This is a genomic window from Pseudomonas fluorescens NCIMB 11764 (assembly GCF_000293885.2).
GTDB classification, from domain to species: domain Bacteria; phylum Pseudomonadota; class Gammaproteobacteria; order Pseudomonadales; family Pseudomonadaceae; genus Aquipseudomonas; species Aquipseudomonas fluorescens_B.
The window spans coordinates 5376828-5399641 of sequence record NZ_CP010945.1 but is presented as its reverse complement, the minus strand read 5'-3'; the positions used below and the strand labels follow the sequence as shown (position 1 = coordinate 5399641).

The following is a 22814-nucleotide window of genomic DNA, read 5'->3' as shown; positions in this document are numbered from 1 at the left end:
AAGGCGAAGGAATTCAGGCGAGCGGCGGGGCGCGGGGGTTGGCCGAAGGCCAGGTGTAGCGAGCGGGGAGGTCAGCGTTGGCCACGACCGCCAGGGGCGGGCTGTGTTGTTCCGGGAGGATCGCCAGGGTCAGGCTGGAATTGAGCGCCGGGCCCATGCCACCGGTGGAGCATAATGGGCAACCGAAGGCCTTCGAGAGGGTCGGCAGTTTGTCTTCGGAGGTGTTCGAGGCGACCGGGGCCTGGGTGGCCGGATCGACCGTACAGAACTGGCCGCCGAGGCCGTTGAGCTGCATCCCGACCATTTGCCCGTGACCGATGCTGCAGGCGAACACATTGAACAGGACGCAGCAATACAGCATCCAGGCAATGAGTGAGCGATCGGTCCGGGCGAGTTTCATGGGGCGGCACTTTATCACCGTTGATCATCCGCGCACTTCTAAAAATGCCGACTAGGATGATTCTGTTAAATGCCTTTCAAGGATCCTCGACATGACGTTTGTGTTGGCTCAATGGCTGGTGACCATCTTCGCGGTGATCAGCCTGATACATGTCTACTGGGCGCTGGGTGGCCAGTGGGCTGCCGTGGCGGCGGTGCCGCAGGTGCCGGGGGAGAACGGCGCGAGATCGCGGCCCGCGTTCAAGCCTTCGGGGTGGCTGACGTTGCTGGTGGCTTTCGGATTGCTGCTGATCGCTGCGCTGGTGTGTTTGCGGGTCGGCTGGTGGATGCCGGCGGTGACCCATCAGTCGCTGCAATGGGTGATCAGCGCCATCGCGATGCTGATGTTCGCCCGGGCGATCGGCGATTCGAACCTGGTGGGCTTTTTCAAAGACGTCAAAGACTCGAAATTTGCCCGGCTGGACACGTGGGTCTATTCGCCGTTGTGTGTGATGTTGGGGGCGGGATTGTTGGCCGTTGCCTGGGTATGAGTTGCCTCGACTGACGCCTTCGCGGGCAAGCCCGCTCCCACTGGGATCGTGTAAACGCTGAAGATCCCAATGTGGGGCTGGCCTGCTAGCGATGAGGCCTGCCAATCAACACAAATCTCTAAACCTAACTTCCGCTCTCGGTCCGCCGGCTACTCACCTCAGCCGGCACATCATCCCCCGCCATACGCTTGCGGAACAACGCTGCCCGCGCCAGTAGCAACGTCGTGACCGGTACGGTAATCGCCAACAGAATCGGGATCAGCCAGGCATGCAACACCGGCCCGGACTTGAGCGCGGAAAAGTAGATGATCGATCCCAGCGCCACGCACCACGCACCCAATGTCGAGGCCAGTGCCGGCGGGTGCATGCGTTGGAAGTAATCCTTCATCCGCACCAGCCCGATCGCGCCGATCAATGCGAAAACACTGCTGAGCACCAGCAGGATCGCCACCGGGATTTCCACCCACAGAGACAGTTCTGCGTTCATTCGATCACCTCGCCACGCAGCAGGAATTTTGCCAGGGCAAACGAGCCGACAAAGCCAAACAGCGCGATCAGCAGCGCCGCTTCGAAGTACGTGTCACTGGCATAACGAATGCCCAGCGTCAGCATCATCAGCATCGCGACGATGTACAGGTAATCCAGCGCCAGAACCCGGTCCTGGGCCGATGGCCCCTTGAACAGGCGGATCAGCGTCAGAACCATCGCCAGCGAAAAAAAGAAAAGGCTCAGCAGAACCGCATTCGACAGTATCGGGCTCATTCGAAGATCTCCATCAAGGGGCGCTCGTAGGTCGCCTTGAAGTGCTGGATGAACAGCGCTTCGTCATCCAGATCGAAGACGTGCAGCAACAGAATGCTGCGATCCAGCGCCAGTTCCGACCAGACCGTGCCGGGCACCACGGTGCAGATCATCGCCAGTGCAGCCAGGCCGTTGGCGTCGCGCAAATCCATCGGCACTTTGATGAACCTTGAGCGCGGCGGGCGCCGAGCAGCGTTCAAAACGCTCCAGGCCACGGCAAGGTTGGACACCAGCACGTCACGTCCGACGATGAAGAACAAACGCAGGATCACGCCGGGACGCCGAATGCGGATTGGCAGTGGCCGCAACTTGCGCATCATCAACGGCGCACAAAACCCGAGTACGGCGCCCAGCAGCAGATTGCCGGGGCTCATCGACAGGTTCAGCAGCAGCCACAACAACCACAGCGCAAGCGACAGCCACGGCGCAGGAAACAGGCGTTTCATGGTTGCACCTCCGCGACTGCACCTTTGGCTTCCGGACTCGGGACCGCCCGGGTGCCGAGCACCGCCATCACGTACTGCTGCGGATTGTTCAAGGTTTGAGCGGCGGCCTGGGTGTAGCGCAATAGGGGCTCGGCCTTGAAGGTCAGCAGGATGCTCAGGCCCAACAGCGCGATAATTGGCACGCATTCGAACCGTCGCAGCAACGGCGAGGGGCGTTCCTCAGGCGTCCAGAAGCGCTGGATACCCAAACGCGAAAAGGCAATCAGCGACGCCAGCCCGGAGAGAATCAGCAATGCCAGCAAGCCCCACGCGGCGTTCGACACCGGTTCATCTGTCCCGTTGCCCAAGCCCAGCGGGTTGAGCAACGCACTGAGCAAGCCCAGTTTGCCGATGAACCCGGACAACGGCGGCATGCCGATGATCAACAACGCGCAAGCGATGAAGCTCAAACCGAGAAACGCCATGGTCCAGGGAATCACCTGACCGACCACGGCTTTCTGTTCGTCGTCGAGGTTGATGCCTTTGGGCGGTTGCAGGGACTCCAGCGGCCGGGCGATCAGGTCGCCGTCATCGAACAGCGGCATTTCATTGGCCGAACGCGAACGCTCGATCAACTCGGCCAGCAGGAACAACGCGCTTAACGCCAGGGTCGAGCTGACCAGATAGAACAGCGCCGCGCCGATCAGGTTCGGCTGGGCGAAACCGATGGCCGACAGCAGAATACCCGCCGACACCAGAATGCTCAGGCTGGCCATGCGCTCCAGCCGTTGCGCGGCGAGGATCGCCACCGCCGCGCAGACGATGGTCGCCATGCCGCCGTAGATCAGCCAGTCGCCGCCAAAGTACGCCGAAGCGCCGGCCTGACCGGAGAACAGCAAGGTCCACAGGCGCAGCAAGGTGTAGACGCCGACTTTGGTCATGATCGCGAACATCGCCGCCACCGGTGCGCTGGCCGAGGAATAGGCCGGCACCAGCCAGAAATTCAGCGGCCACATGCCGGCCTTGGCCAGGAACGCCACCGCAAGAATCGCCGCGCCGGCATGCAACAGGCCGCGATCGGCTTCCGGCACCAACGGAATTTTCAGGGCCAGGTCGGCCATGTTCAGGGTGCCGGTGACGCCGTAGATCAACGCCGCGCCAATCAGGAACAGCGACGAGGCCAGCAGGTTGATCGAGATGTAATGCAGCCCCGATGACACCCGTGCCCGACCCGAACCGTGGAGCATCAGGCCGTAGGAGGCCGCCAGCAGCACCTCGAAAAACACGAACAGGTTGAACAGGTCCGCCGTCAGGAATGCGCCATACAGGCCCATCATCTGAATCTGGAACAGCGCGTGGAAACTCGAACCGGCGCCGTCCCAGCGGGCCATGGCGAACAGCAGGGCACTGACGCCGATGATTCCGGTCAGCACCAGCATCAGCGCGGACAAACGATCGACCACCAGTACGATACCGAACGGCGCTTGCCAGTTGCCCGGCAGGTATACCCCGATGGAACCGGGCACGCCGGTGGTTTGCGTCCATTGCAGCAACAGCACGGAGATCCCGAGGCCGAGCAGGCTGGAGAACAAGTTGATTTTGGCCTTCAGCGGGCGATGTTTCTCGCCCAGCATCAGCATGACGGCGGCGGTCAGCAGCGGCAGCAGAATCGGTGCGGCGATCAGGTGTGTCATCGCATTCATTCTTTAGGCTCCCGGCCATCCACGTGGTCGGTGCCGGTGAGACCGCGCGAAGCCAGCAGCACCACAAGAAACAGGGCTGTCATGGCGAAACTGATCACGATGGCGGTCAGCACCAGCGCTTGCGGCAGCGGGTCGGTGTAATGCAACAGATCCTGGGGCACACCGTCCTTGATGATCGGCTCCTTGCCGATGAACAGACTGCCCATGCTGAAGATGAACAGGTTGACGCCATAGGACAGCAGGCACAGGCCCATGACCACCTGGAATGTCCGTGGCCGCAGCACCAGCCAGACGCCGGACGCGGCCAGCACGCCGATGGCGATTGCGATGACTTCTTCCATCAGACGGCTCCTTTCGTGGCGACGGATCTGGGTAGGGCCGCGGTTTTGTGGCCGCGTACCGATTGGTGGGCGAGGGCGGTGAGGATCAACAGCGTCGAGCCGACCACCACCGAATACACGCCAATGTCGAAGAACAGCGCGCTGGCGATGTGAATGTCACCAAGCAGCGGCAGTTCGAAATGCCAGGTGTGGGTGGTCAGGAACGGGTAACCGACCGCCATCGCCCCGAGCCCGGTGACCGTGGCGAACAACAGGCCCGTGCCCATCCAGCGCAGCGGTCGCAGGCTCATTTGTGCCTCGACCCACTGCGTGCCGGCGACCATGTATTGCAGAATGAACGCCACCGACATCACCAGCCCCGCGACAAAACCGCCGCCCGGCTGGTTGTGCCCGCGCATGAACAGGTAGATCGACACCACGAACGCGATCGGCAGCAGCAGGCGCACCAGCACCGCCGGCACCATCATGAAACCCAGCGCGGTGTCGCTGGCGTGACGCGGGTTGACCAGATCGGTGACCACGTCCGGCGCGAGCAAACGCTGTTGAGCGGGCAGTTGCAGGCTTTCTTTTGGTGGGCGGAAGCGTCGCAGCAGGGCGAACACGGTCAACGCCACGGCCACCAGCACGGTGATTTCGCCGAGGGTGTCGAAGCCGCGGAAGTCCACCAGCATCACGTTGACCACGTTGCTGCCGCCGCCTTCCGGCAGGGCGCGGCTCAGGTAGAACGAGGAAATATCATTGGGCGTCTGGCGCGTCAGCATGGCGTACGACAGCAGCGCCATGCCGCCACCGACGGCAATCGACAGTAGCAAGTCGCGCAGACGCCGGATGCGCGCCTTGCGCAGGGTGCTTGGCAGCGGCGAGACCTCTTCGATCCGTCGCGGCAACCAGCGCAGGCCCAGCAGGATCAGCACCGTGGTCACCACCTCTACCACCAGTTGCGTCAGCGCCAGGTCCGGTGCGGAGAACCAGACAAACGTGATGCACGTCATCAAGCCGCAGACACTGACCATGGTCAGGGCCGCGAGCCGGTGATACTTGGCTTGCCACGCCGCACCCAGCGCACAGGCAATCGCCAGCAGCCACAACGTCACGAACACGATCGAGCCTGGAATCTTCGGCCGGTCACCCCAGCTCAGGCTGCTGTGGAGCATCGGAATCAGCCCGGCCAGCACGGCGGCGAGCACCATCAGGAACAGCTGGGTTTGCAGGCGCTTGGTGCTGATCCGCCGCTCCAGGCGACGGGCCAGGCGCATCATGATCACCAGGCTGCGCTCGAACAGGCGCTTGCCGTTGAACAGGCCAATGATCGGTGGGTATTTGAAGCGTCCGCGCTTGAGCTGATTGCGCAGCAGCAGGTACAGCACGATGCCGCCGGACATGGCGATCAGGCTCATGATCATCGGCGCGTTCCAGCCGTGCCAGATCGCCAGGCTGTACTCCGGCAGCGTGCCACCGACGACGGGCAGGGCCGCGGCGGCCAGTAACGAGCCGACCACTTGGGCCGGGAAAATCCCCACGATCAGGCAGGTGAACACCAGCAACTCCACCGGCGCGCGCATCCAGCGTGGCGGCTCGTGCGGGGTGTGCGGCAGGTCGGTGGCGGTCGGACCGAAAAACACGTCGACCGTGAAGCGCAGTGAGTAAGCGACGCTGAACGTGCCGGCGATAGTCGCGACGATCGGCAGGGTCATCTCGACCCAGGCGGTCGCATTGATGAACACGGTTTCGGCGAAGAACATCTCTTTCGACAGGAAGCCGTTGAGCAGCGGCACACCGGCCATGGAGGCGCTGGCGACCATCGCGAGGGTGGCGGTGAACGGAATCAGCTTGATCAGACCGCTGAGTTTGCGAATGTCGCGGGTGCCGCTTTCGTGGTCGATGATCCCGGCGGCCATGAACAGCGAGGCCTTGAAGGTGGCGTGGTTGAGAATATGGAACACGGCGGCGACGGCAGCCAGCGGACTGTTCAGGCCCAGCAGCAGGGTGATCAGGCCGAGGTGGCTGATGGTCGAGTAGGCGAGCAGACCCTTGAGGTCGTTCTGGAACATCGCGCAATACGCGCCGAGCAACAAGGTACACGCGCCGGCGCCGCTGACGATGTAGAACCATTCTTCACTGCCGGAAAGTGATGGCCAAAGGCGCGCCAACAGAAATACCCCGGCCTTGACCATGGTCGCCGAGTGCAAATACGCCGAGACCGGAGTCGGCGCCGCCATCGCGTGGGGCAGCCAGAAATGGAAGGGAAACTGCGCGCTTTTGCTCAGGGCGCCGATCAGAATCAGGGGTAACAAAATGGGGTAGAGGGCATGTGCGCGAATCAGATCGCCGGCGGCCAGGACCTTGTCCAGGTCATAGCTGCCGACCACATGGCCAAGCAGCATGACCCCCGCCAGTAAGCACAAGCCGCCCGCACCCGTGACCATCAGCGCCATGTAGGCGCCGCGTCGCGCATCGGCGCGGTGGTGCCAGTAGCCGATCAACAGGAAAGAAAAGAGGCTGGTGAGCTCCCAGAAAAACACGATCTGGATCAGGTTGCCGGAAATCACCAGCCCGAGCATGGCGCCCATGAACGCCAGGAAAAACGCGAAGAACCGTGGCACCGGATCGTCCGGCGACATGTAGTAACGGGCGTACAGCGACACCAGCGTGCCGATGCCCAGCACCAGCATCGAGAACAGCCAGGCAAACCCGTCCATGCGCAGAACGAAGTTCAGGCCAAGGCTGGGCAACCAGAAAAATTCTTCGCGAATGACGCCGCCATGGGCGATCTGCGGATACAGGAGAGCGACCTGAATGGTGCCGATCAAGGCAACCAGACCCGCCAACAGCGATTCGGTGTTACGCGCGTTGTGCGGCAGCAAAGCCGCAACACAGCTGCCGATAAAAGGCAGAAGCAGTAGAACTATCAGGGACATAGGCTTCTAATCTGCGGAAGTTTGTGAAGCATCATACGTGCCACTCCCCGGATCGCCAAACGGCAAGCTGTCGCAGAATCCTACACGGTAGATGGAAAAGGCCTGGTTCACATTGTTTCAGAGGGATGTGTTCAGCGAGTCTGGCCCCTTTGACTTGCTCGCGAAGACGATCTTTAAATCGATGGGATCTCAAGCCTTGATCGGGCCGTCAAATGATCGAAAATCCCGCTGGCGCTGAATTTTCTCGCGCTCCGAGACGATAGTGGGTTCTCCAGACACGTTAGTCGGTAATGCCGGCTCCAGCGGTGCCAGCAGTGTTTTTCGCAAACTTCTGCAAGAAAAGACGTTTGTCGAGTTTCAATTGCTCAATGACAGGGAAGAGCCGATTCCCAACTAAGCGTATGAACTCACGTTGCCTGACGGCGCAGTCATTACCGGCGTTCTCGATGAAAATGGATTTGTTCATGTGGCAAATGTCCCGAGGGGAAGCTGCAGCATAAAGTTCCCATAACTTGAAGATATGGAACATCTTTAATGGCTGAGTCTACTAAGGCGTCGGGCACGACGCAGGCTGCAAAACAACCTCACCTTCGCTATCAAAGGTTCCCCAGGTTTTACCATATCGTCCAAAATCGTATGTAATGTCTTTACTGCCAACGACCACACGCAGCGCCGCATGACCTCAGCCTTGGAGCGCTCCAGATTATAAACAAAACCAGTCGTTGTTCGCCCGAGGCTATTCTCTCCGGGAATGTAAGTTTTGAAAGAGGTGCAGACGTTTAAAACGGTAATGACCGGATAATTCGAGCATAGCCTGCAAGTCTGCCGGCATAAAAATACCGTCATGTGTCCATTTCTGCGTGCGAGCCGCCTGCCTCTCGGTCCAGGAAAGACCTCTCATCTCTCGATACTGTGCAGGGGGCGCTAGGCAAAACAACCAAGACCAATCAATTGGTGGTTTCTGGTGCTTATACGGAGTTACTGGTTGGTGGTCCTTACACCCGTGACAGTAAATTCAGAATAGGTGTGTGTCGGGAGTTGGAGGCTTGAACGTCGATCGAGATTTTCATTTATTTGAATCGACAGGCTCGCTTTCCAGCTCCCCCTCAATTGCCTCACGATCCTTACCCTTGGTCTTCAACTCACTCACAATCACCGCCGCGACAATCAACCCAGCCCCCAGCAACGCAATCGCCGGCAACCGCTCCCCGGCGATCCGACCGACAATCCCGGCCCACACAGGCTCACCGGCATAAATCAACGTCGCCCGCGTCGGCGAAACGCTTTTCTGCGCCCAGTTCATCGCCACCTGAATCGCCGCACTCGCCGCACCCAGGCCGAGGGCGCTGCACAGCAGGAACCATGAGAAGTCGGGAATGACTTCCTGGGTCGGCACCACCATCAAAAATGCCAACACCGACGTGGTCGCCAGTTGCACCACCGTGACCCGCCGCACATCGACCTGGCCGGCGTAAGTGCTGATCAGGATAATTTCAGCGGCAATCGCAATGGCGCTGATCGACGTGGCGATTTCACCAGGGCTGAAGTTGAACGACGCGCCGGCCGGTCCCGACAACAGCATCAGCCCGGTAAACGCCAGCATGATGCCGATGCTCGGCATCAACCCCGGACGCCGTCCCAGCACCAGCCATTGCAGCAACGGCACGAAGGGCACATACAACGCGGTAATGAAGGCCGACTGGCTGCTGGGGATGCTCTGCAACCCGACCGTCTGCAAGCCATAACCCAGCATGATCGCCACACCGATAAAGGCGCCGGCCTTGAGTTCGAACAGGGTCAGTTCCCGCAGATGACGCCAGGAAAACAACGAGACGATAATCGCCGCCGCCGCAAAGCGCAGGCCGACGAAGAACATCGGGCCGCTGACGGTCATGGCGTGCTGCACCAGCAAAAAGGTGCCGCCCCAGACCATGGTAATCAGCACCAGCACGCACTCGGCCTTGCTGAACCGGGAGAATCGGGAAGAAGCCGGGGAGGAGTTCAACGACGTCATGACCTTGCGCGCTACCTGAGGGCGACGCACAATGCGCCGAATGTTGCGCAGTATACTGCCCAACCCCATCGAGTGAGCAATATAGTGCACAAAGATTCAACGCAACGGGCTTCGGTCCTTCAGCACGTCAGCCTGAACGTTCGGCGCCTGCGCCACGCGGCCGACATGAGCCAGACTGCGCTGGCGGCAAAGTCCGGGGTCAGTCGCCGCATGCTGGTGGCCATCGAGGCCGGCGAGAAGAACGTCAGCCTGACCACCCTCGACCGCGTAGCCGAAGCGCTCGACGTCGCGTTCAGCGACCTGATCCAGGCCCCGGATGCCCGCGACCCGAGCCGCATCAACGAAGTGGCCTGGGCGGGGACGATTCCCGGCAGCAAGGCCGTGTTGCTGTCCAAAGCCACCGCCACCCGCGAAGTGGAACAATGGGAATGGTGCCTGCAACCGGGCGAGATTTACCCGTCGCAACCGGATGCCGATGGCTGGAGCGAGCAGATTTATGTCTTTGAAGGCTGCCTGACCCTGATGCTCGGCGATACGCCCCACAACATTTCCGCTGGTGAGTTCTATATGTTTGCCAGCAACCAGCCGCACGCCTATCGCAACGATGGGCCGGTGGCTGCACGATTCGTGAGAAACGTGGTGATCTAACTGTTCGCCGATCAAGGATGGACATATTGCTGGTTTGAAGCTGCGCGGATTTCTCGAATAACTCATCATCCTGCTGAAATTAAACGTAATTACTTTCAGATATGACTCCTGCGGAAAGCTCCGGTGCCACTCACCAGAATTCTGGAGTCGGCCCATGACAACCTCTTGGGCTTGATGAACCTTCCATGGGATTGGCGCCTATTATCGTCCAGGAGATTTTCGAGATCGTCGCCCAGCTCAATCGCGACGAGCAGGTGAGCTTTCTGATTGCCGAGCAAAACATTAATGTGGCGCTCAAGTGCGCGTCACAGGACTATGTCCTCGATACCGGCCGGGTGGTGTTGTCCGGCAGCCGCGAAGCGTTGCTGGCGCGGGGCGATCTGCATGACTTCTATCCAGGTAAACACTGAACATTGAGAACGCCATGACTGAAACCCGAAGCGGACAGACGACCGACGTCATCCGCCACGCAGACATCCTGATCATCGGCGGCGGCCTCAGTGGCGCGATGCTCGCGGCGCAGTTGTTGCGTTTGCCCGGCAAGCGCTCGTTGTTGGTGATCGAGCCCCGCGCTGAACTCGGCCGGGGCGAGGCGTACAGCGCGGTCGAGTTGGGCCATACGCTCAACGGCAACGCGGCGCGCATGAGTGTCGACCCGGACAATGCCGATGACCTGACTCAGTGGCTGACCGAGTACATCGTGGCCGGAGGCTGGCCGGAGTCCGATGAGCAGCATGTGCCGGTCAGCGAACTGTTTCCGCCACGGGGGATTTTCGGTTTGTACGTGCAGCAGCGCCTGGCCGAGGCGCAAGCGGTGGGCGCCTTGAATGGCTCGACCGTCGAACATGTACGGGCCGAGGTGGTTGACCTGCAAGCGCTGGACGATTCGGTGCGGCTGAGCTTGAGCGACGGCCAGCGGTTGCAGGGTGGGTATGCGGTGCTGGCCACGGGAATGTTCCCTGCTGCTCGTACGCCGCAGACAGAATCCAGCGGTTTGAACGCTGCGGCACTCGATCCCTGGGATGTCGCGGCCATGCGTCAGCTCGACCCGCAATCGACGGTGCTGATCATTGGATCGGGCCTGACCATGGTCGATGCCGTGGTGTCGCTGGAACAGGCCGGGCATCGCGGGCCGATCGAAGTGTTTTCCCGGCATGGGCTGCTGCCGCATGTGCGTCGGCAACCGCCGGCCTGGGCGGATTTTCTGGCCGAGGATCACAGCATTCGCACGCCGCGACAGTTGGTGCGCGAACTGCGCCGGCATTGCCGGGATGCCATTGCGCAGGGCATCGACTGGCAGGCGCCGCTGGATACGGTGCGGGCGCACATCGGCCGTTTGTGGCATCAGGCAACGGACGTGCAGCGTCGGCAGTTTGTACGGCATGTGCGGCCGTGGTGGGAGAGTCATCACCACCGTTCGCCGCCGTTGAGTGCGGAGTTGGTGGCGCGGTTGCACGGGGAAGGGCGGTTGCGGATTCAGGCGGCTTCGTACAAGGGGCTTGAGCCTTCTTCGTGTGATCAGGTGAGCATTCGGATTCGCCGTCGTGGTGAAGCTGAAACGGTGGTTGTCAGCGGGGCGGCGTTGATCAATTCCAGTGGCATCGAGTACGACTGGCGGCGAGTGGCGCGACCGTTGCCGCAGCAGTTGCTGGCGCGCGGTCTGGTGCGGCCGGGGCCGCTGGCGCTGGGTATTGCGGCGACGGTCGATGGCGCGGTGCTGGGGGGAGATGGGCGGGTTGTCGGTCGGTTGTTTGCCATGGGGCCGCCGTTGCGGGGGATGTGGTGGGAGAGTACGGCGGTGACTGATGTGGCTAGTCAGGCGAAGGCTCTGGCTCTGCGTCTGGCGGGGTCGAGGTAGCGGGCATTTCGCCCCTGGCGTACGGGGGTGTCTAGCCATACCCTCGCTCCGCGGGTTGCCCACTGCCGGCCTGAAGTCCGTCAGGATCATCGACGCTGAACACCAATGTCATGCCTGACAAAATTCCCCTGTGGGAGCTAGCCTGCTAGCGATGGACGTTAACGATAATGCGTGCTGTCTGGATGAACGCGGTGTCTGGACGTCCATCGCTAGCAGGCTAGCTCCCACAGGGGGAACGCGTACGCTTCAAATGACAGGCCGCCCCCGGCCAAGGATGGCCGATGGCTGCGGGCGGCAGGACCATAAGGCGCCGTTACCGCAGAAACGGATATGTACCCGAACAAACAAAAGAACCCCCGGAAAGACCAAATCTTCCCGGGGGTTCCTGTTTCCAGCAGTACAAACCGGCAAATCAATAACGCTGATACTTCGACCCAAACTCAGGGCGGTTTTCAGCCACGTAAAGTGTGCTCGCCTGGCTGTCTTTTTGATCAACACCCACCGTATTCACATTCAAAGTAGCCGGCTGACTCACCTTCGCTGCCGCCGCAACCACTGGCAAAGTAGCGTGAGGTGCAGCAATGGCCGACGTGGCACCAAGAACCGACAGGGCGAAACCAAGACCGATAATGCTTTTCATGATGTAACTCCAGAAGCGTGGGAAGAAGATGGGCCCACTGTAGTGCTGGAGCTTCAGAATGAAAAAACACCCTGACGCATAGTCGTTATCGAGAACGTTGATCCATCGTCAGCGCGGCGTGCGATCCACCAGCCAGCGCTGCTTGAGTTTTTCCAGGCGCCCGTCCCGGCTCATCTCATCCAGCGTCTGCTGCCAGCGCGCGATCTGGCGCGCATCGGTCTGTGGTGAAAAGGCGATGTAGGTGGCTTGCTTCATCAACGGGATCTGATAGTGCAACTGCTCGGGTGGTACACCTTCCTCACGGGCCATGCGGGTGACGGACAGCGTGTCGGCCACCACGAATTCGGTACGGCCCAGCCGTGCCAGACGCATCATTTGTTCGGGTGTTTCCACGCCGTACAGATTGCTCAGGTCCTGTTTCTGCAAGTAGCCGTAGACCAGCCATTTCCGTGGAACGGCAATTCGACCCTGACGGCTGGCCTCCAGCAAACTGCGCACCCGTTGCCGGTTGCTGTCCGTGGAGAACAGTGCGGTTTCCACCTCCATCAAGGGGCCGACCCACTGATACTGGCTGTCACGCTCGGCGGTGCGCAACACGGTGAATACCCCGGTGGCAGGCTCAGTGCTCGCCACGCGCAAGGCACGCAGCAACGGCACCTGTTGAAAGTGCACCTGATCGCCGGCAGTGTCGGCCAGCGCCTGCACCACATCCACGCCAAACCCCACCATCGCGTTGCCCTGCTGAAAATGCAGGGGCGGATGGTTGTCGGTGAGCATGTTCAGGTCTGCCGCGACCGCAGTAAATGTCAGGAAAGACAGCAGACAGCCGGCCAAGCGCTTCATGAATCGTCCTTGATGAAATGAAGCGCAAATCTTAGTACGCGCCTGTTGCGACTGTCCCGCGCAATCGTCGGGCTTTTGCGTCAGAACTGAGGATTTATGCGTATCGCTCGTCCCGGTGGGAACGATGAGGCAAAAAAAAGCCCGGGGTCTCCGGGCTTGGGGTGTTGCGGATTAACCTGTAATCAATACCGCTGATATTTCGAACCGAACTCGGCGCGGTTTTCCGCAACCACCACACCCCCTTGTACGGCGTTCTTCGGGCTGACCAGCGCAACACGTTCACGCAGTTCTTGCAGACGATCGGCACCGCCTTCAGCGACGCGATTTTCGATCAGGCGATCAGAGCCACCTTCAGCCACACGTTCACGCAGCTCTTGCAGACGATCAGCACCACCTTCAGCCACACGATTCTGTTGCAGGCGGTCCGAACCACCTTCCACCAGCAGTTGCTGAACCTGGCTGTGGGACGCGGTGCTCGCGGTGTTGGCCGAGGCCAGGTTTGACAGGCCAAGACCGCCTACCAGTGCCAGACCGAGTGCCAGGGACGAGACTTTCGAGAAGTTGAACATGATTGATTCTCCGTGCGCTTGTGTTTGAGTGAGGCGGTAGCGACTGCTATCCGGTGAACACAGTTAAACGCTCGGGTGTATCGCAGATGTGTGCCTGAACGGGGCGAAATCAGCTTTTGCGTATCTGTCGTGGCCTCCTATACACAAGGATACAAATCCCCATGAAAAAGCCGCGATGCCTGCCTGAACCAGCCGTTTGCGTTCAAGGCCGAATGTGCAAACCATCCTCGGCGAACTGCACCGGGCCCTGATAAGCACGGTGGATCGACTGCGTGACCGCATCGCGGGATTCGTCGATGTCTCGGGACAGATGGCTGAGCAGCAGGCTCGACACCTGTGCTGCGGCGCTGATCTTTCCGATGTCGCCGGGCGCAGTGTGCAGGTTGTAGAGCGCGGGTGGGGCGTCGGGTGGATCGAGGACCGGGGCGTTGAACACCAGCAGGTCGGAGCCCCTGGCGATGTGTGTCAGCGCGGCATGGCCCTGTGCATCGATATCGCCGCTGAAGGTGATGCTTTTACCCCGGTAATCGACGCGGTAAATCACCGCCGGCGCGTCGCGGTGGTGTCCGGTCACCGCGCTGATCACCAGGCCGTCCTGGCTGAGGAGGGTTTTGGGTGCAGTGAGGTGATCGAGGTCAGTGGTGTTGAAACTCACGGTGCCGGCGAAGTCCTGCACATAGCTGAAGGCCCCGTCCTTGCCGAACATCAGGTCGATGTAGTGACGAGTGGAAGGATAGGGTTGCGCGGCACCCGGTCCGAACACTGTAAAGGTGATGTCCGAACGAGAAGCCACGGCCCGTGCCTTGACGATGCCCGGCAGTTCCGCCACGTGGTCCACGTGCAAATGAGTCAGCAGCACGATGTCAAGGCGGCGGATGTCGAGCTTCGCTTCACCGAGCCGCACGAATGTTCCCGGTCCGGCATCCAGCAGGATTCGCGGCGTGCCATCCACCAGCAACACGTAACCGGCACCGGCACGGCCGCCGGCGCCTGGTCCGCCCGAGCCGAGCACCACCAGTTCCAGTGGCGCCACGCCCGGTTCCGCGGCCATGGCGCCGCTGGTGTCAAGGCTGACACAGAGCGTTGCGGCCAGCAGCAGCGCTGCGCAAAATCGCAGCAGATCGGATAGTGAGATCATCAAGGACAGCGCTCTATATCGGTGTTTGCAGGTCATGGGAAATCGCTGCCAGCGGTTGCATGCGCTCGTTAAGATAGGTCGCAATGCGTGTCTGCATGGCATTGAACACCTTGGCCGCATGAGCGACCTCGGTCGGGCCCTTTTTCGTCCAGGCGCACCGCATGGGTGTTGGGGGCCAGGGCAGGGCGAGTTTCATGACTCGGCGCCGAGCAATTCCACCGGGTAGGAAAACACGTAGCCTTCGCTGCGTACGGTTTTGATGTAGGTCGATTCCCGCGAGTCATCCATCAGGCGCTGACGCAGGCGGCTCACCAGCAAATCAATGGAACGGTCGAACAGGTCGGCATCGCGTCCCTGGGTCAGGTTCAGCAACTGGTCGCGGCTGAGCACCCGTTGCGGATGATCGAGAAACACGCGCAGCAGTCGATATTCGGCACCGCTGAGGGCGACCATGGTGCCGTCCTCGTCCAGCAGGTGCCGGGCGGTGGTGTCCAGGCGCCAGCGACCGAAACCCAGCAATCGACCGCTTTCGGTGATCAGCAGGTTGGGTGGCAGCATCCGGGTGCGGCGCAGCACCGCGTTGATCCGCGCCAGCAGTTCGCGGGCGGCGAAGGGTTTGGTCAGGTAGTCGTCGGCACCCATTTCGAGGCCGAGGATGCGGTCGGTTTCGTCGTTGCGTGCGGTGAGCATCAGGATCGGCGTGGCCTTGTGCTTGCCCGAGCGCAACTCGCGGCACAGCAGCAGGCCGTCATCGCCGGGCATCATGATGTCCAGCACGATCAGGTCCACCTGATTGGTTTCCAGAAAACTGCGCATCTGCCGGCCATCGGCAACCACCGTGGTGCGCAGACCGTTTTTCTTCAGGTAGTTGCCGACCAGCTCGCGGATCTCGCGATCGTCGTCGACGATCAGGATGTGGTTCACATGTTCCATCACTCAACCCTCTTTTTATTCGCACGTTGCGCATTCTAGGGAGCCACGTCGCGGCTGCCTGCCGGCCTTTGTATCTCACTGTATCTGAGGATGTAATAGATACACTGGTATACACGGCAGCTTTTTTCGGGGGCGGGTGTATCGAAGTGTATCGAGCGCCCCGTATGACACCTTACGCGTTAAAAGGCCCGGTGCTACGACACATGGCAGATACCTCGGGACGATTGAATGGGTTCCATCGAGACAAGACAACTTGCCTCACACCACTACCCATTGAAACCTTGAGGACATCACCATGAACCGGAACAAACTCGTCGCTGCCAGCTTCCTTGCCGTTCTGAACGTCGCTGCGTTTTCCGCCTACGCCGATGTCCAGAGCCCATCGCAGACCCACGCTGCTGGCACCCATCTGGACATCAAGAAGGTTATTTCAACGGTAGAAAATGACGGCAGCCAATGCGGGATCGTCAATGCGCGGATGACGTACCTGGACTCCAGCGGTACGCAGAAAGTGCTGGATTACAGCAAGTTTGCCGAATGCGGCAACCAGGGTGGTTGATCGCCTGGAAGTCGGATATTGATACCTGTGTGGACCGACCTTTGTGGCGAGGGAGCTTGCTCCCGCTCGGCTGCGAAGCAGTCGCAAAAGCTTTTGGGGCCGCTTCGCGACCCAAGCTCCCTCGCCACATCGGCTTGCTCACACTCTATCCGGGTTACGCAACCACGCGATAACACGGCACATACGCCGCGCCACCCGGTAATTTCATCCGGTGCTGGGCAACGAAGGCTTTGAGCAGTTGATCCAGCGGCTGCATCACCGCCGCATCGCCACGGATCTGATACGGACCGTGCTCTTCGATCAGGCGAATGCCCTTGTCCTTGACGTTGCCGGCGACGATGCCGGAGAACGCGCGACGCAGGTTGGCGGCCAGTTCGTGGGCGGGCAGGCTGCGGCTCAGTTTCAGGTTGGCCATGTTTTCGTGGGTCGGATCGAACGGGCGCTGGAAGCCTTCGTCGATCTTCAGCAGCCAGTTGAAATGGAACGCGTCGTTGCGCTCGCGGCGGAACTGTTTCACCGCTTTGAGACCGGCGGTCATCTGCCGTGCCACTTCAGCCGGGTCGTCGATGATGATCTCGTAATGTTGTTTCGCCGCCTCACCCAGAGTGGCACCGACGAACGCGTCCAGTTGCTCCAGATACGGCGCCGCGTGTTTCGGCCCGGTGAGGATGACAGGGAAGGGCAGGCCCTTGTTGTCCGGGTGCATCAGGATGCCGAGCAGGTACAGGAACTCTTCGGCCGTGCCCGCGCCACCCGGGAAAATGATAATGCCGTGGCCTACGCGCACGAACGCTTCCAGACGCTTTTCGATGTCCGGCAGGATCACCAGCTCATTGACGATCGGGTTCGGCGCTTCGGCGGCGATGATGCCGGGTTCGGTCAAGCCGAGGTAACGACCGCCATGAATGCGCTGCTTGGCGTGGGCGATGGTCGCGCCTTTCATCGGACCTTTCATCACGCCAGGGCCGCAACCGGTGCAGATGTCGAGGCTGCGCAGGCCCAGTTCGTGGCCGACTTTCTTGGTGTATTTGTATTCTTCGGTGTTGATCGAGTGGCCACCCCAGCACACCACAATCTTCGGCTCGACGCCGGGGCGAAGCGTGCGGGCGTTGCGCAGCAGGTGGAACACGTAGTCGCTGATACCCTGGGAAGTGCTCAGGTCGATGCGCTGGGCGTCGAGTTCATTCTCGGTATAGACGATGTCGCGCAGGGCGCTGAACAGCATTTCCCGGGTGCTGGCGATCATTTCGCCATCAACGAAGGCGTCGGCGGGGGCGTTCAGCAGTTCCAGGCGCACGCCGCGGTCCTGCTGGTGGATACGGATTTCGAAGTCCTTGTAGGCTTCGAGGATGGTCTTGGCGTTATCGACATGGGCGCCGGTGTTGAGGATGGCCAGGGCGCACTGGCGGAAGAGGGTGTAGGTGCTGCCGGATCCGGCTTCGCTCAGTTGCTGTACTTCACGTTGAGAGAGGGTTTCCAGGCTGCCTTTCGGGCTGACCGAAGCGTTGATTACTTGACGTTGGGACATTCAATGATCCTTAAAACGATGTCACCCGCCGAGGACGCATGACATCCGAATAGTATGTATCCATAAAAGAAGATGGCACGAACTGCGCGCTATCGCCACGTTCCCCTTTGACGATGAAAAGATGAAAAGGAGCCCCAGCATAGCTAAATCCCCCGCAGAGGCGATAATGCCCCGCAGTCTTTTTGCCCATGTTCCCGAGGAAACCCGTCGCGATGTTCGAAATCCAGCCGCAAAACCCCGAGATTTATCGAAGCCAGACGCGCCGCAGCACGATCATCATCGCCGTGGTTTTCCTGGCCCTGGCGATGGTCCTGTCGACCGCGGCGGTGGCGATGTTCGGCGAGCCGGGGGGGGACAATCTACGCTTCAACGTGGGTGGCGTGTTTGTCGCGGTGCTGTTGATGGTGGCACTCATGCGCGGCACCTTCTGGCATCAGGCGTGGATGGCGCCCGCCGTGTACGGCTGGCAGCTCAAGCGCAGCCTGATGAGCATCACCAACGTCATGCATCAGGTCACGGCGGCGGTGGAAAAGGATGATCCCGGCGCCATGAAGCTGCTGCGCTTCTATCACCTGGGGTTGAGCCAGATGCACGAGCTGGACGGCAACTCCAGTGATCACAGCCAATTGATTCGCGAAATGGACCTGCACAAGGCCCGTATGGAAGCGCTGGGCATCGAGACCGATCAGACGCAATTGAACCCGGCGTGGCTTGAGGCATTGAAACAGACGCCGCGCTAACCGGTGTATTGTTGAGGCGTCACGATAATAAAAAGGCGAACGGGATCAGTCGCCACTCATCAGGATTCAGGGAGCGTCATGGGCAATCCGTCCGTCAAAGACCGAATCGAACAATCCCGCCACAGCGTGTCCCTGGTCACCGAACAGGCCGGGGCAAAACTCAAGGTCCGCTCCGCGGTGGTTTTGCTTCTGGCGGTGTGCCTGTCCATGATCGCCATCGTGATCTGGGAAGCCTGGAATTCGCGCCAGTACCATCTGCATGACAAGGGCGTGGCGATGTCCAACCTTGCGCAGACCCTGGCCTCACAAGCACAGGCGACGATCAAGCAGGCCGATACGCTGCTGTTTACACTGGTGGAGCGCCTGGAAAACGACGGCTTCGAACCGGCCTTGTTGCCTCACCTGGAACGCTTGCTCAGTGCCCAGCGCAGTGAGCTGAGCCAGTTGCACGGCCTGTTCGTCTATGACGAGAAGGGTCGCTGGGTTGCCAATTCCAACGGCGCGGTCCTGCCGGATGCCAGCAACGCCGACCGTGAGTATTTCATCTACCATCGCGATCATCCCGACCGTGGGCCGCACATCGGTCCTTCGATCAAAAGTCGTTCCAGCGGCGAATGGATCATGACGGTGTCGCGCAGGATCAATCACGCCGACGGCCGTTTTGCCGGTGTGGCGCTGGCGACGATTTATCTCAGCCATTTTCTGTCCCTGTACGACAGCATCGACATGGGCCGCAACGGCGTGATCAACCTGATCGCCGACGACGCCAGCATCGTCGTTCGTCGGCCGTTCAAGGACGCGGAGGTCGGCACCAGTCTCGCCAGCAGCCCGCTGTTCAAACAGTTGTTGCCCATGGCCAATTCCGGCACGTCAACGGTCAAGTCCATGTTGGACGGCGTTGTGCGGGTGGTGGGGTTTCGCCGGGTCGAAGGGTACCCGCTGATCGTTTTCGCTGCGCTCGACAGGGATGAAGTGCTGGCCGGCTGGCGTGAGGAGTCATTGCTCAGTGCCGGCATTGTCGCGCTGCTGCTGGTTTTTCTTGGCGTGCTGGGTTATCGCCTCATCAATCTGATGAAGCAGCAGAACCGCATCCAGAGCCAGTTGCTGGATGCCCAGGAAACGCTGATCGAGGTCAATCGCAGCCTGGAACTGCTGGCCCTGGAAGACGCGTTGACCGGGCTGTCCAACCGGCGTCAGTTCGATTTGTTCATCCACTCGGAAATCGGCCGTGCCAAGCGCAGCCTGACCGGCCTCGCATTGCTGATGCTTGATGTCGACCACTTCAAGCTGTTCAACGACCACTACGGCCACTTGGCCGGTGATGAGTGTTTGCGCAATATCAGTGCGATCATCACCGAAAATATCCAGCGCCCCGGAGATCTGGCGGCGCGCTACGGCGGCGAAGAGTTTGCGGTGGTGCTGCCTGGGACCGACTATGTCGGGGCGTTTCTGGTGGCGGAAAAAATCCGTCGCGCGGTGCTGCATGCCGGTATTCGCCACAGCGAAGGCGCAGAAGGCATGGTGACGGTCAGCCTGGGCGTCGCCGCTTACGATCCGACCTCACAAGCCCAGGCTGACGACCTGATTGGCGCAGCGGACAAGGCGCTCTATGTTGCCAAGGCCAGCGGCCGGAACATGAGCGTCATTGCCAACTGAGTCTGCCGGTTCAGACGAACCGGTCGCTGCCCTGGACCAGCCTGGTCGCCAGGTACGACTGCTTGAGTTTTTCCAGCCACCAGCCCAGGGCGCGTCCGTCATGATCGCCGCGCCAGCCGGCGTACAGAATGTTCGGTTCCCGGGGATCGGCCATCTGTTTCTCGACCAGCGTGCCGTTCTTCAGCAACGAGCCAACCCGATGTCTGGGCAGCCAGCCCACGCCCAGGCCATCGCACTGGGCGAGGATTTTCGCGCGCATGGTCGGCACGGCGAGCACCGGTTGCCCACCGGAGACGCCATAGGTGCTGCCTTCGGTGGCTCTGGACGAATCTGCCACGACGATCGCCCGGTGTTGCGTCACCGTTGTCCGGGAAATCGGTTCTTTAACCTTGGCCAGTGGATGCCTGGGCGAGACGGCAAACACCCATTCCATTTCCCCCAGTTGCATCCAGCGCAAGGAAGGGATCGCCGGCGGTTCGTTGGTGGCGCCGATGATCAGGTCCGCGCGGCCCTCGCGCAGGGCTTCCCACACACCTTTCAATACTTCCTGGGTGATGCGCAGCGGTACACCGGATTGCAGCGCGTCGAATTCGTGTATCACCGGGATCAGGGCCTCGAACTCCAGCAGCTCGTCGGTGACGATCCACAGTCGGCTCTCCCAACCGTTGGCGACTTGCTGCACCCGTTGGGTCAGGCGCGAGACATCCTGCATCAACCGCGCCGCTTCATTCACCAGCAGCTCCCCGGCGGGGGTGAGCTGCAGGCGGTAGCGGCGCCGATCGAACAGCAGCGCGTCGAAACGCTCTTCCAGTTGCCGCGCCGCATAGGACACCGTCGACGGCGCCTTGCCCAGATGTGCCGCCGCGCGTGACAGGCTGCCGGTTTCCCGAATGGCTTGCAGCAATGCCAGGTCTTCGATGGACAACATGTGCAGATCCTTTGAGGGAAGTGTTCAGGCGGCCCGGCGTAACTTGCGCAGCCTGAACAACCTAAGATAGACCAGCACGTTGAGCGCCAGCACCACGCTGCCGAGGCCCAGTTGAATAGCGGGTGTCAGGCCCGCCGGGTAAATGACCGGCCACACGTAATGCTCGATGAAACCGCCGCCATAGCCGGTTTGCCCGGCGGCCTGGCGCATGCGGTTTTCCCAGTCTGTCAGCGGGCAGAACAAATGGAAAAACTCCACGCAAACGCCCCACGCCGCAGCCGGCAGGTGCAACCAGAGCAGGTGATGCCATCTGAGCACCAGCAGCCCGCCGAACAGCACGAACAGAATGAACAACAGGTGAAACAGCACCAGCCCGTCGGCGGCGATTCGGTAAAGCATGTCGACTCCCTGACACGTGATGCGATCGCTCCATGGTACTCGGGCGGAGTGCCAATCACGAAAATCAGCTAACCCGGCGCGCATCCTGCCGTTTGCAGCAGTGCGCAAGATTGTTCAAGCCATCGGCGGCGACTGCTGGCACAGTTTGACGTCTTTCTCTGGTTGTAGAGCGTTATGTCCAATTCACTCGTGCCGCGCAGCGCGTTTCTCCGCGGCGCCGCGGCGATCATGCCGTTATCCCTGGCAACCGCACCGTGGGGATTGCTGGCCGGTTCCATGGCCATCGAAGCCAACCTCACGCCGCTGCAAGGCCAGGGGTTGTCGAGCATCGTGTTTGCCGGTGCGGCGCAACTGGTGGCCATCGGGATGCTCAAGGGCGGTGCCGGGATATTTTCGATTCTGCTGACCACGTTGCTGCTGACCTCCCAGCATTTACTCTATGGCATGAGCATGCGCTCGGTGATTTCGCCGCTGCCGGGGCGCTGGCGTGCAGGGTTGGGCTTTTTGCTCACCGACGAGTTGTTTGCCCTGACCAGCCAGCATGACAAACAGCAGTTCAACCGCTGGTACGCGCTGGGCGTCGGCCTGACGTTTTACATCGCCTGGAACCTCTTCACCCTTGCTGGCATTGTGCTCGGCTCCAGCATTCCGGGGCTGGAGCATCTGGGTCTGGATTTCTCCATCGCCGCAACCTTCATCGCCCTGATCACCCCGGTGGTGCGCAACGTACCGACCGTGGTTTGCGTGGCGGTGTCGCTGTTCTGTTCGGTGTTGTTCAGCTATTGGCAATGGGGCTCGGCGCTGGTGCTGTCGGGGTTGGCGGGCATGACGGCGGGCTTCGTCTGCAATAAATTCTACGGTGGACGCACATGATGGTCTGGGCCGTGATTATCGGTATGGGAATTCTGGTATTCCTCAACCGCTACGTGTTTCTCGAACCGCGCCTGCCGCTGCGCCTGAGCAGCAACGCCCGGCAGTTTCTTGGTTTTGCGGTGCCGGGCATGCTGACCGCGATTTGCGGGCCGATTGTGTTCATGCCGGACAAGCAGCTGAATTTGCAGTGGGACAATCCGTATCTGATCAGTTCGCTGGTGGCGGTGGGGCTGGTGCTGTACACCCGCAATACCTTGCTCAGCATGCTGTTGAGCATGGGGTTTTTCTTTTTGCTGCGCTGGTGGCTTTGAACCGGGTTTTCGAAACTGATCTACGCTTAAAGTTGATGACGGATCCCTTAGGAAGAGAGG

At 60.7% G+C, this 22814-nt stretch carries 25 protein-coding genes and 2 pseudogenes; 9 read left to right on the top strand and 18 right to left on the bottom strand.

All coding sequences use genetic code 11. From position 1 onward, the window contains the following. Window positions 1-13 precede the first annotated feature (13 nt). Window positions 14-400 carry a DUF2946 domain-containing protein gene (locus B723_RS24545; protein ID WP_017339392.1) on the bottom strand — a complete coding sequence of 129 codons (387 nt, stop codon included), beginning with the start codon at window positions 398-400 and terminating at the stop codon, window positions 14-16. Between the two features lie 91 nt (window positions 401-491). Between B723_RS24545 and B723_RS24540 the strand changes: the two genes are divergently transcribed. Continuing rightward, a complete protein-coding gene (locus B723_RS24540; RefSeq protein WP_017339391.1) occupies window positions 492-929 on the top strand; it encodes a DUF3995 domain-containing protein in 438 nt (145 codons plus the stop codon). Window positions 930-1053: 124 nt separating this feature from the next. On the opposite strand, the gene B723_RS24535 is transcribed toward B723_RS24540, so the two are convergent. The 8 genes from B723_RS24535 to B723_RS24500 all read right to left on the bottom strand — a co-directional run bounded on the left by B723_RS24535 (window position 1054) and on the right by B723_RS24500 (window position 9200). Further along, window positions 1054-1416: a Na+/H+ antiporter subunit G gene (locus B723_RS24535; protein WP_008029177.1), complete on the bottom strand. Its 363-nt coding sequence runs from the start codon at window positions 1414-1416 to the stop codon at window positions 1054-1056. Further along, window positions 1413-1691 (bottom strand): K+/H+ antiporter subunit F, encoded by a 279-nt coding sequence (locus B723_RS24530; protein ID WP_017339390.1) that lies wholly within the window; start codon window positions 1689-1691, stop codon window positions 1413-1415. The genes B723_RS24535 and B723_RS24530 overlap by 4 nt, the downstream gene beginning before the upstream one ends. Then, the gene (locus tag B723_RS24525) at window positions 1688-2176 is read right to left on the bottom strand and encodes a Na+/H+ antiporter subunit E (RefSeq protein WP_017339389.1); all 489 of its coding nucleotides are present in this window, start codon (window positions 2174-2176) and stop codon (window positions 1688-1690) included. The genes B723_RS24530 and B723_RS24525 overlap by 4 nt, the downstream gene beginning before the upstream one ends. Then, a complete protein-coding gene (locus B723_RS24520) occupies window positions 2173-3858 on the bottom strand; it encodes a monovalent cation/H+ antiporter subunit D (RefSeq protein WP_017339388.1) in 1686 nt (561 codons plus the stop codon). The genes B723_RS24525 and B723_RS24520 overlap by 4 nt, the downstream gene beginning before the upstream one ends. Next, the gene (locus tag B723_RS24515) at window positions 3855-4199 is read right to left on the bottom strand and encodes a Na+/H+ antiporter subunit C (RefSeq protein ID WP_003202835.1); all 345 of its coding nucleotides are present in this window, start codon (window positions 4197-4199) and stop codon (window positions 3855-3857) included. The genes B723_RS24520 and B723_RS24515 overlap by 4 nt, the downstream gene beginning before the upstream one ends. Further along, a complete protein-coding gene (locus tag B723_RS24510; RefSeq protein ID WP_017339387.1) occupies window positions 4199-7117 on the bottom strand; it encodes a monovalent cation/H+ antiporter subunit A in 2919 nt (972 codons plus the stop codon). The genes B723_RS24515 and B723_RS24510 overlap by 1 nt, the downstream gene beginning before the upstream one ends. A gap of 280 nt (window positions 7118-7397) precedes the next feature. Continuing rightward, window positions 7398-7583, bottom strand: a complete 186-nt coding sequence (locus tag B723_RS24505) for a hypothetical protein (protein ID WP_017339386.1) — start codon at window positions 7581-7583, stop codon at window positions 7398-7400. A 600-nt stretch (window positions 7584-8183) separates the two neighbouring features. Next, window positions 8184-9200: an EamA family transporter gene (locus B723_RS24500; RefSeq protein WP_017339385.1), complete on the bottom strand. Its 1017-nt coding sequence runs from the start codon at window positions 9198-9200 to the stop codon at window positions 8184-8186. A gap of 15 nt (window positions 9201-9215) precedes the next feature. Between B723_RS24500 and B723_RS24495 the strand changes: the two genes are divergently transcribed. The 3 genes and pseudogenes from B723_RS24495 to B723_RS24485 all read left to right on the top strand — a co-directional run bounded on the left by B723_RS24495 (window position 9216) and on the right by B723_RS24485 (window position 11637). Then, on the top strand, window positions 9216-9779 hold the full coding sequence (locus tag B723_RS24495) for a helix-turn-helix domain-containing protein (RefSeq protein WP_017339384.1): 564 nt from the start codon (window positions 9216-9218) through the stop codon (window positions 9777-9779). 170 nt (window positions 9780-9949) lie between these two features. Continuing rightward, window positions 9950-10189, top strand: a pseudogene (locus B723_RS24490) (ABC transporter ATP-binding protein); the annotation flags it as partial. 14 nt (window positions 10190-10203) lie between these two features. Beyond that, entirely contained in the window at window positions 10204-11637 is a 1434-nt protein-coding gene (locus tag B723_RS24485) for an FAD/NAD(P)-binding protein (protein ID WP_017339382.1), read from the top strand. A gap of 412 nt (window positions 11638-12049) precedes the next feature. Here the strand turns inward: B723_RS24485 and B723_RS24480 are convergent, their stop codons facing one another. The 6 genes and pseudogenes from B723_RS24480 to B723_RS24460 all read right to left on the bottom strand — a co-directional run bounded on the left by B723_RS24480 (window position 12050) and on the right by B723_RS24460 (window position 15760). After that, the gene (locus B723_RS24480; protein WP_017339381.1) at window positions 12050-12277 is read right to left on the bottom strand and encodes a hypothetical protein; all 228 of its coding nucleotides are present in this window, start codon (window positions 12275-12277) and stop codon (window positions 12050-12052) included. A gap of 108 nt (window positions 12278-12385) precedes the next feature. Next, window positions 12386-13120: a substrate-binding periplasmic protein gene (locus B723_RS24475; RefSeq protein WP_017339380.1), complete on the bottom strand. Its 735-nt coding sequence runs from the start codon at window positions 13118-13120 to the stop codon at window positions 12386-12388. Window positions 13121-13302: 182 nt separating this feature from the next. Beyond that, window positions 13303-13689, bottom strand: coding sequence for a hypothetical protein (locus tag B723_RS24470; protein WP_017339379.1), 387 nt, complete (start codon window positions 13687-13689; stop codon window positions 13303-13305). A 202-nt stretch (window positions 13690-13891) separates the two neighbouring features. Then, complete coding sequence (locus B723_RS24465) at window positions 13892-14827, bottom strand: MBL fold metallo-hydrolase (protein ID WP_017339378.1); 936 nt, start codon at window positions 14825-14827, stop codon at window positions 13892-13894. A gap of 16 nt (window positions 14828-14843) precedes the next feature. Beyond that, window positions 14844-14966, bottom strand: a pseudogene (locus tag B723_RS33160) (hypothetical protein); the annotation flags it as partial. A gap of 53 nt (window positions 14967-15019) precedes the next feature. Further along, window positions 15020-15760: a response regulator gene (locus B723_RS24460; protein WP_017339377.1), complete on the bottom strand. Its 741-nt coding sequence runs from the start codon at window positions 15758-15760 to the stop codon at window positions 15020-15022. A gap of 295 nt (window positions 15761-16055) precedes the next feature. Between B723_RS24460 and B723_RS24455 the strand changes: the two genes are divergently transcribed. After that, on the top strand, window positions 16056-16319 hold the full coding sequence (locus B723_RS24455) for a DUF2790 domain-containing protein (protein ID WP_017339376.1): 264 nt from the start codon (window positions 16056-16058) through the stop codon (window positions 16317-16319). Window positions 16320-16473: 154 nt separating this feature from the next. Here the strand turns inward: B723_RS24455 and ppnN are convergent, their stop codons facing one another. Beyond that, complete coding sequence (gene ppnN / locus B723_RS24450) at window positions 16474-17847, bottom strand: nucleotide 5'-monophosphate nucleosidase PpnN (RefSeq protein ID WP_017339375.1); 1374 nt, start codon at window positions 17845-17847, stop codon at window positions 16474-16476. Window positions 17848-18059: 212 nt separating this feature from the next. Here ppnN and B723_RS24445 point away from each other — a divergent pair, with 212 nt between their 5' ends. Together B723_RS24445 and B723_RS24440 are read left to right on the top strand one after the other, a co-directional pair. Then, window positions 18060-18587, top strand: coding sequence for a DUF3087 family protein (locus B723_RS24445; protein WP_017339374.1), 528 nt, complete (start codon window positions 18060-18062; stop codon window positions 18585-18587). 78 nt (window positions 18588-18665) lie between these two features. Continuing rightward, entirely contained in the window at window positions 18666-20243 is a 1578-nt protein-coding gene (locus tag B723_RS24440) for a sensor domain-containing diguanylate cyclase (RefSeq protein ID WP_017339373.1), read from the top strand. Window positions 20244-20253: 10 nt separating this feature from the next. Here the strand turns inward: B723_RS24440 and B723_RS24435 are convergent, their stop codons facing one another. After that, window positions 20254-21171 carry a LysR family transcriptional regulator gene (locus B723_RS24435; protein ID WP_017339372.1) on the bottom strand — a complete coding sequence of 306 codons (918 nt, stop codon included), beginning with the start codon at window positions 21169-21171 and terminating at the stop codon, window positions 20254-20256. A gap of 24 nt (window positions 21172-21195) precedes the next feature. Next, window positions 21196-21570 (bottom strand): DUF2784 domain-containing protein, encoded by a 375-nt coding sequence (locus tag B723_RS24430; RefSeq protein WP_017339371.1) that lies wholly within the window; start codon window positions 21568-21570, stop codon window positions 21196-21198. A gap of 174 nt (window positions 21571-21744) precedes the next feature. Here B723_RS24430 and B723_RS24425 point away from each other — a divergent pair, with 174 nt between their 5' ends. Together B723_RS24425 and B723_RS24420 are read left to right on the top strand one after the other, a co-directional pair. Continuing rightward, window positions 21745-22443 (top strand): AzlC family ABC transporter permease, encoded by a 699-nt coding sequence (locus B723_RS24425; protein ID WP_017339370.1) that lies wholly within the window; start codon window positions 21745-21747, stop codon window positions 22441-22443. Further along, window positions 22443-22754, top strand: coding sequence for an AzlD domain-containing protein (locus B723_RS24420; RefSeq protein WP_193393033.1), 312 nt, complete (start codon window positions 22443-22445; stop codon window positions 22752-22754). The genes B723_RS24425 and B723_RS24420 overlap by 1 nt, the downstream gene beginning before the upstream one ends. Window positions 22755-22814 lie beyond the last annotated feature (60 nt).